6 protein-coding genes are annotated in these 6,172 nt (G+C 63.7%); 4 read left to right on the forward strand and 2 right to left on the reverse strand.

Translation table 11 applies throughout. The features are described 5' to 3' along the window. A partial coding sequence (locus ADADOO_RS14675) for a pentapeptide repeat-containing protein (protein WP_511278250.1) occupies window positions 1–556 on the reverse strand: 556 nt, incomplete at its 3' end. Window positions 557–701: 145 nt separating this feature from the next. Then, window positions 702–2,570 carry a methanol/ethanol family PQQ-dependent dehydrogenase gene (locus ADADOO_RS14680; RefSeq protein WP_511278251.1) on the reverse strand — a complete coding sequence of 623 codons (1,869 nt, stop codon included), beginning with the start codon at window positions 2,568–2,570 and terminating at the stop codon, window positions 702–704. A gap of 218 nt (window positions 2,571–2,788) precedes the next feature. Between ADADOO_RS14680 and ADADOO_RS14685 the strand changes: the two genes are divergently transcribed. The 4 genes from ADADOO_RS14685 to ADADOO_RS14700 are packed head-to-tail and all read left to right on the forward strand — an operon-like array spanning window position 2,789 to window position 6,061. Continuing rightward, window positions 2,789–4,078 carry a histidine kinase gene (locus ADADOO_RS14685; protein WP_511278252.1) on the forward strand — a complete coding sequence of 430 codons (1,290 nt, stop codon included), beginning with the start codon at window positions 2,789–2,791 and terminating at the stop codon, window positions 4,076–4,078. Then, complete coding sequence (locus ADADOO_RS14690) at window positions 4,075–4,722, forward strand: response regulator (protein ID WP_511278253.1); 648 nt, start codon at window positions 4,075–4,077, stop codon at window positions 4,720–4,722. Before ADADOO_RS14685 ends, ADADOO_RS14690 begins: the two co-directional genes overlap by 4 nt. A 40-nt stretch (window positions 4,723–4,762) precedes the next feature. Beyond that, window positions 4,763–5,143, forward strand: a complete 381-nt coding sequence (locus tag ADADOO_RS14695) for a c-type cytochrome (protein WP_511278254.1) — start codon at window positions 4,763–4,765, stop codon at window positions 5,141–5,143. A gap of 51 nt (window positions 5,144–5,194) precedes the next feature. Further along, complete coding sequence (locus tag ADADOO_RS14700) at window positions 5,195–6,061, forward strand: cache domain-containing protein (protein WP_511278255.1); 867 nt, start codon at window positions 5,195–5,197, stop codon at window positions 6,059–6,061. Window positions 6,062–6,172: the final 111 nt, after the last annotated feature.

Genomic DNA, 6,172 nt, shown 5'->3' on the forward strand with positions numbered 1-6,172 from the left:
TCGGGCAGCCGGTGCAGCCCGCGAAATCGGCATCGTGAAAGACCGCGAAACGGCGATAGGTGCCGGAAAGATCGGCCTGCCGGAAGTTGACCGTGAAGAATTTGGTTTCCTGCAGGTTGGCATTGGTCAGGCGGGCACCGACAAACCAGGCGAAATTGGCTTTCGCCGCTTCCAGGTTGGCGGCGGTCAGGTCGGCGTTGGTGAAATCGGTGCGGAACAGGCGGGCGAATTCGAGATCGGCACCGATCAATTTGGCGCCGCGAAAGGTCGCCGTCGGCGCGCTGAGCTTGTTCAGCCTGGCCCCGCTCAGGTCGGCCCCGTCGAGATTGGCTCCGGCCAGGTTGGCACCGCGCAGATCGGCCCGCGCGAGTTGGGCGCCGCTGAGGTCGGCCCCGGCCAGGTTCTGGCCGGCCAGTTGGGCGTGGCGCAGGTCGGCCCCCGGGCAGCGGGTGTGCGGCCAGATGCCGCAGCCGTTGATGACCAGCGGCGCGAAGGGTTCGGCCGCGATGGCTACGGTCGACGCGAAAAAAAGGGCAAAAATGAAGTATCTGAGCATCATCGTTTCCTGAAATGAGCCTCGATCCAAGGCATTCCCAGGCTGAGTCAGCGTCCATGCAGCGCTGACCCAGCCTCGCTGGCGGGCAATCCGCAAGCCGGGGGAATCCGGCTTGCGGCGGGAATGATTCGTCTGGACGAAACGCTCAGTTCTTCAGCGACTTGGGCAGCTTGAAGACCCACATCGAGCCGCCCTGCGTTACCTGTTTGGTCAGGTCGGCCATGTCGCCGCCCCACAGCGGCACGGCGCCGCCGTAACCGGACTGGATGCCAACATACTGCTCGCCGTCCATTTCCCAGGTGATCGGCACGGAAACCACGCCGGAGCCGGTCTGGAACTTCCACAATTCCTTGCCGTTCTTGGCGTCGAAGGCTTTGACGTAGCCGTCCGAGGTGCCGGTAAACAACAGGCCGCCGGCGGTGGTCATGGTGCCGGCCCAGAGCGGGAATTTCTCCTTGTGTTCCCAGACGATCTTGCCGGTCTTCGGGTCCATGGCGCGCAGGGTGCCGACGTGGTCATCGTACAGACGCTTGATGCGGAAGCCCTGGCCGAGGTAAGCGGAGCCGGCCTTGTAGGTGAGTTTTTCGGTCCAGTAATCCATCGCCCAGTGGTTGGCCGGGATGTAGAACAGCTCAGTCTGCTGGCTGTAGCTCATCGGCATCCAGTTGGTGCCGCCGAGGAAAGGCGGCGAGACGAAGACGGTATCGCCCTTGTCGGCGCCCGCCTTGGGGGCCGGCGGCCGGTTGCCCTTTTCGATCGGCTTGCCAGTCTTCAGGTCGAAACCGGACGCCCAGGTGATGCCGTCAACGAACGGCCAGGCGCCAATCAGCGAGGTCGGCTTGTTCGGGTAGCCGGCGCCTTTGGCCAGTTTTTCGCGGTCAGTCACGAAGAAGAAGCCGTTGCGGTCGGCGTGGGCCGAGGCCTTGATCAGCTTGCCGCTCTTTGGATCCTTGTACTCGAACAGCACCACCGAGTTGTTGCCGGAGAAGTCCCAGGCATCGTTCGGCGTGTGCTGGAAAAAGCCTTTCAGCTCGCCGCTGCTGGCATCGACGTAGGCCTGGCCGGAGGTGAACAGGCTGTCCCAGTGGCGCGGGTCGTCGCCTTCCTTGGTCCGGTGCCAGGTATTCCACGGCGCCGGGTTGCCGGCACCGATGACCACGGTGTTGCTATCGACGTCGAAGCTCGCCGTCTGCCACGGTGCACCACCGCCGTGGTTCCAGGCGTCGACCTTCTTGCCGTCCGCACCTTCCGGCCAGCTCGGCGCCTTGGCGTCGCCGGTCGGCGTGCTGTCCTTGCCGTTCAGGCGGCCCATGTGGCCTTCGACCATCGGGCGGGCCCAGACTTCCTCGCCGGTATCCGGATCGCGGGCGAACAGGTAGCCGACGACGCCGAACTCGTCACCCGACGAGCCGTGCACCAGCAGCACCTTGCCGCTCTTTTCGTCCTTCACGACGAAGGGCGCGCCGGTCATCGTGTAGCCGATCTTGTGGTCGCCGAACTTCTTCTTCCAGACCACCTTGCCGGTGTCCTTGTTGAGCGCCACGATGCTGGCGTCGAGCGTGCCGAAGAAGACCTTGTCGCCGTAAATGGCCGGGCCGCGATTGACCACGTCGCAGCACGGGCGGATGTCTTCCGGCAGGCGGGCTTCGTACTCCCAGAGGCGCTTGCCGGTGCGCGCGTCGATCGCAAAGAGGCGCGAATACGAGCTGGTGACGTAAATCACACCATCGTGCACCAAGGCCTGGCCTTCCTGGCCGCGCTGCTTTTCGCCACCGAAGGAGAAACTCCAGGCCGGCACCAGATTTTCGACATTTTTCGTGTTGACCGTAGCCAGCGGGCTGAACCGCTGCGCCTTCATACCCAGACCGTAGGACAGCACATCGCTGGTGGTCTTGTCATCGTTGAGAATATCCTCCCAACTCACCGTCTTGGTCGCCATGGCCGGCGAGCAGAAAGTGGCGGCGACCAGCGCGGCAATGAAGGTCTGGCGGGGATTGAACCGGGTTGAATTCATTTTTTAATTCGTCTCCTAAGAAGTGTCGTGACGTCCCCGAAACATCGGGCCGGCCCATCTATCCCGACAGGCGAGCCGAGTATAGGAAGCGTCTTCGGCCAAAGTCTCGGGACAAGCTCACCGCCAAACCGGGAAAAATTCCCGACCGGCTTCGCAACCCACTTGGCGGCCCGGTACGAAACCTGCTGAGTTTCGTTGCATATAAAAAAGGGGGCGACATGGATCTGCGAAGACGACTGGTGATCTGGCTCGGCGGGCTGCTCGCCGGGCTGATGCTGGTGGCCGTTGCAATCAACCTTTACTCCCTGCGCGGCGACATTCAGGCCGAAGTGGCCGCTTCGGAGCAGCTGGTCACGGTACTGCTCAAAGCAGGAGAGGCCCAGGCCAGCAAGCGGGCCGAACTCAAAACCCTGTTCGAGGATGCCGGCCTGCGCCACCTGAGCATCCACCTCGATGACGCAACGGCCAAGACCGAGGCAAAGCCGCACTGGCTCGCCCCACTGCTCGGCATCGCCCGGCATGCCACCGCCCAGACCATCCGCCTCGGCGAACAAACCCTGACCATCGCCCCCAACCCGAACTCCGAAATCGAGGAGCGTCTGGCCGACACTGTTCGAATTTGCATCACCCTGTTGCTCTATTCTGGAGCAACCCTGCTCGCTGCCTGGTGGTCGGCTGATCGCGCCCTGACCCCGGTGCGCGAACTGGAGGCCGGCCTGGAGCGCCTGGCCGACAACGCCCCCGATGCCGCCATGCCGCCTTTTGCCCTGCGCGAATTTCGCCGCGTGGCCAGCGCGATTGATGCGCTGGCCAGCAAATTGGCGGACTCCCGTGCCGCCCAGCACGAGCTCGCCCGCCAGCTCATTGCCGTGCAGGAAGAGGAACGGCACGCTCTGGCAAGGGAATTGCATGATGAGATGGGGCAAACGCTAACCGCCATCGGGGTGACCGCCGCCTTTCTCGAACGCAACGCGACGCGACTGGCACCGCCCGGCATCGCTGAATGCGCCGAAGACCTGCGGCGCGATGTGCGGACCAGCGGCGAACAGTTGCGCGCCATGCTCAAGCGCCTGCGGCCGCATGGCCTCGATGCGCTCGGTCTGGCCAGCGCCCTGCGCGAATTGGTGAGCAGTTGGCAGCTGCGCGCGTGTGGCATTGCGTTTGACCTTGAGATGCCGGCCGAACTGCCCAGGCTGAACGAATCGACTGCGCTGGTCATTTACCGCGTGGTACAAGAGGGGGTGACCAATGTCGTTCGCCACAGTGGCGCACGGCACTGTCGGATCCGCCTTGAACTGGCACGAAATGCGCTGTACCTGAGTGTGGAAGACGATGGAAAAGGCCTGCCGGAGGCCGACCCGGCGCGCCGTGGCGGCTTGCTCGGCATGGCGGAAAGGCTGGAAATGGCAGGAGGCAATCTAAAAATCGAGAGCAACGCATCAGTTGGGCTGCACCTTCAGGCTCGCTTGCCGCTCAACAATGAAGAAACTGAGGAGGCGCAACCATGATCCGCATCATTCTGGTCGATGATCACGCCGTCGTCCGCACCGGCTATCGCCGCCTGCTCGACGCCGAGCCCGGCCTGCTGGTGGTTGGCGAAGCGGCCAGCGCCGACGAGGCCAATGCGCTGATCATGCACACCGCCGCCGATGTCGCCGTGGTCGACCTCAGCCTGCGCGGCAGCAGCGGTATCGAAGCCATCCGCCGCATGCTGGCCCGGCAGCCCGGCCTCAAGGTGCTTGTCCTCTCCATGCACGAAGGCGCCGGCCACATCACCCAAGCCCTGCGTAGCGGCGCACTCGGCTACCTGACCAAATATTGCGAGCCCGGCGACGTCATCGATGGCATTCGCCGCGTCGCCACCGGCAAGCGCGTCTTCTCCCCGGAAATCGCCCAGGTACTGGCCGCAGAAGCGGTCGACGGCGACGGCGCCCTGGCCCATCTGACACCGCGCGAATTCGAAGTGCTGCGCATGCTGGCGCACGGCGAATCGGCCAACGGCATCGCCAACTCGATGCACCTGAGCCCGAAAACAGTGTTGAATTACCTCACCCTGATCCGGCAGAAACTCAATGCCGACAACGATTTCAAGCTGCTTCACCTGGCTGCACGGCATGGCCTGGTGGATATGAGCAGAGCCATCAATGCCTGAACCCCGCCCCTTTCAACAATCAACAAACCGGAGTACCGCAATGTTCCGTCACCCCACACTGGCCGCGCTGCTCGCCTGCAGCCTGATTTCCTCCGCCGCCCTGGCCGACGCCAAGCTCGATGGCGAGATGAAGAAACTCGCCACGAGCAGCGGCTGCACGACCTGCCACGGCATCGAAAAGGATAAACCCGGCCCCGACGGCATGAAGCCGATCGGCCCCGCCTGGATCGACGTGGCCGCCCAGTATCGCGGCAAACCGGGCGCCACCGATTTCCTGACCCGGGTTGTCCAGGAAGGCTCCAACCCCTATTCCAGCCACTGGCGGAACCGCGTTTCCGGCATCGCCATGCCGCCCAACGCCGTCGCCATCAGCCCGGCCGACACCCGCCAACTGGTTTCCTGGATCCTCTCGCTGAAATAAGCAGTCGCCGCGCCGCTGTCTGACCGGCCCAACCTTCTGGAGTCTCCGTCCATGCCCAAAACCTCACTCGCCGCCCGTCTGGCGGCGTCTCTCGCCGGCTTCCTGCTGGCCGTCTGTTGCGGCACCGCCCTGGCCGGCGAGCGCGCCACCCCGCGTGAAGCCCGTGCCCTGTTCGATCAGGCCGTGAAATACCTGCAAGCCAACGGCCCGGAAAAGTCCTGGGACGCCTTCAGCAGCCGCCAAGGGCCTTTCGTCAAAAAAGACCTTTACGTCTACGTCATCGACCGCAAAGGGACCTATATCGCCAACGGCGCGGCGCCCGACACGCTGGTCGGCCTCAATGTGCTCGACAGCGTCGACGCCGCCGGCACGCCGCTCTTCCGCCACATGATCGCCGTCACCGACAAGCAGAGCGAGGCACGCATCCGCTACGTCTGGCTCAATCGCAAGACCAATCATGTCGAGCCGAAGAACGCCTGGCTGTACCGTTCCGGCGACTACATTCTCGGCGTTGGCTACTACTCGCCGCATGCCACGGCGCTCGACGCCCAGAAACTGCTCGGCGAGGCTGTCGCTTTCGCCATCCAGAACGGCCTGAGCAACGCCACCAAGGCGTTCAACGACAGCCGGGGGGCTTTCGTGCGGGACGATCTCTATGTCTTCGCCGTCAATCTCGACAGCGGAAAATTCGAGGCGCACGGCGTGAACCCGGCGTGGACCGGCACCGATGCGCTCAATCTGCACGATGTCGAAGGTCATCCCCTGGTCCAGGAAATGATCGACCTGGCAAAAAGCAAGGGCTCGGGCGTCGTCGACTACGTCTGGCGCAACCCGATCACCAACGCCGTCGAGCGCAAACGCTCGTTCATCCAGCGCGTCGACAACAGCCTGCTCGGTGTTGGCTACTACCTCGACTGAACAGCGCCGCCGGATTCAGCCCTTTTCAAAATTGGGCAAAATTTCCGGTTGACCGTAGCAATCTCCCGAACCGGCCCGCGTGGCCGGTTTTTTTCGCCGCCTCTTTTGCGC

Source organism: Azonexus sp., assembly GCF_036170495.1.
Lineage (GTDB): Bacteria > Pseudomonadota > Gammaproteobacteria > Burkholderiales > Rhodocyclaceae > Azonexus.

Excerpts from the sequence above, each read along its gene's own strand:
- ADADOO_RS14685 (WP_511278252.1), top strand. The coding sequence starts at position 2,789 with ATGGATCTGCGAAGACGACTGGTGATCTGGCTCGGCGGGCTGCTCGCC.
- ADADOO_RS14695 (WP_511278254.1), top strand. The coding sequence starts at position 4,763 with ATGTTCCGTCACCCCACACTGGCCGCGCTGCTCGCCTGCAGCCTGATT.
- ADADOO_RS14700 (WP_511278255.1), top strand. The coding sequence starts at position 5,195 with ATGCCCAAAACCTCACTCGCCGCCCGTCTGGCGGCGTCTCTCGCCGGC.
- ADADOO_RS14690 (WP_511278253.1), top strand. The coding sequence starts at position 4,075 with ATGATCCGCATCATTCTGGTCGATGATCACGCCGTCGTCCGCACCGGC.
- ADADOO_RS14680 (WP_511278251.1), bottom strand. The coding sequence starts at position 2,570 with ATGAATTCAACCCGGTTCAATCCCCGCCAGACCTTCATTGCCGCGCTG.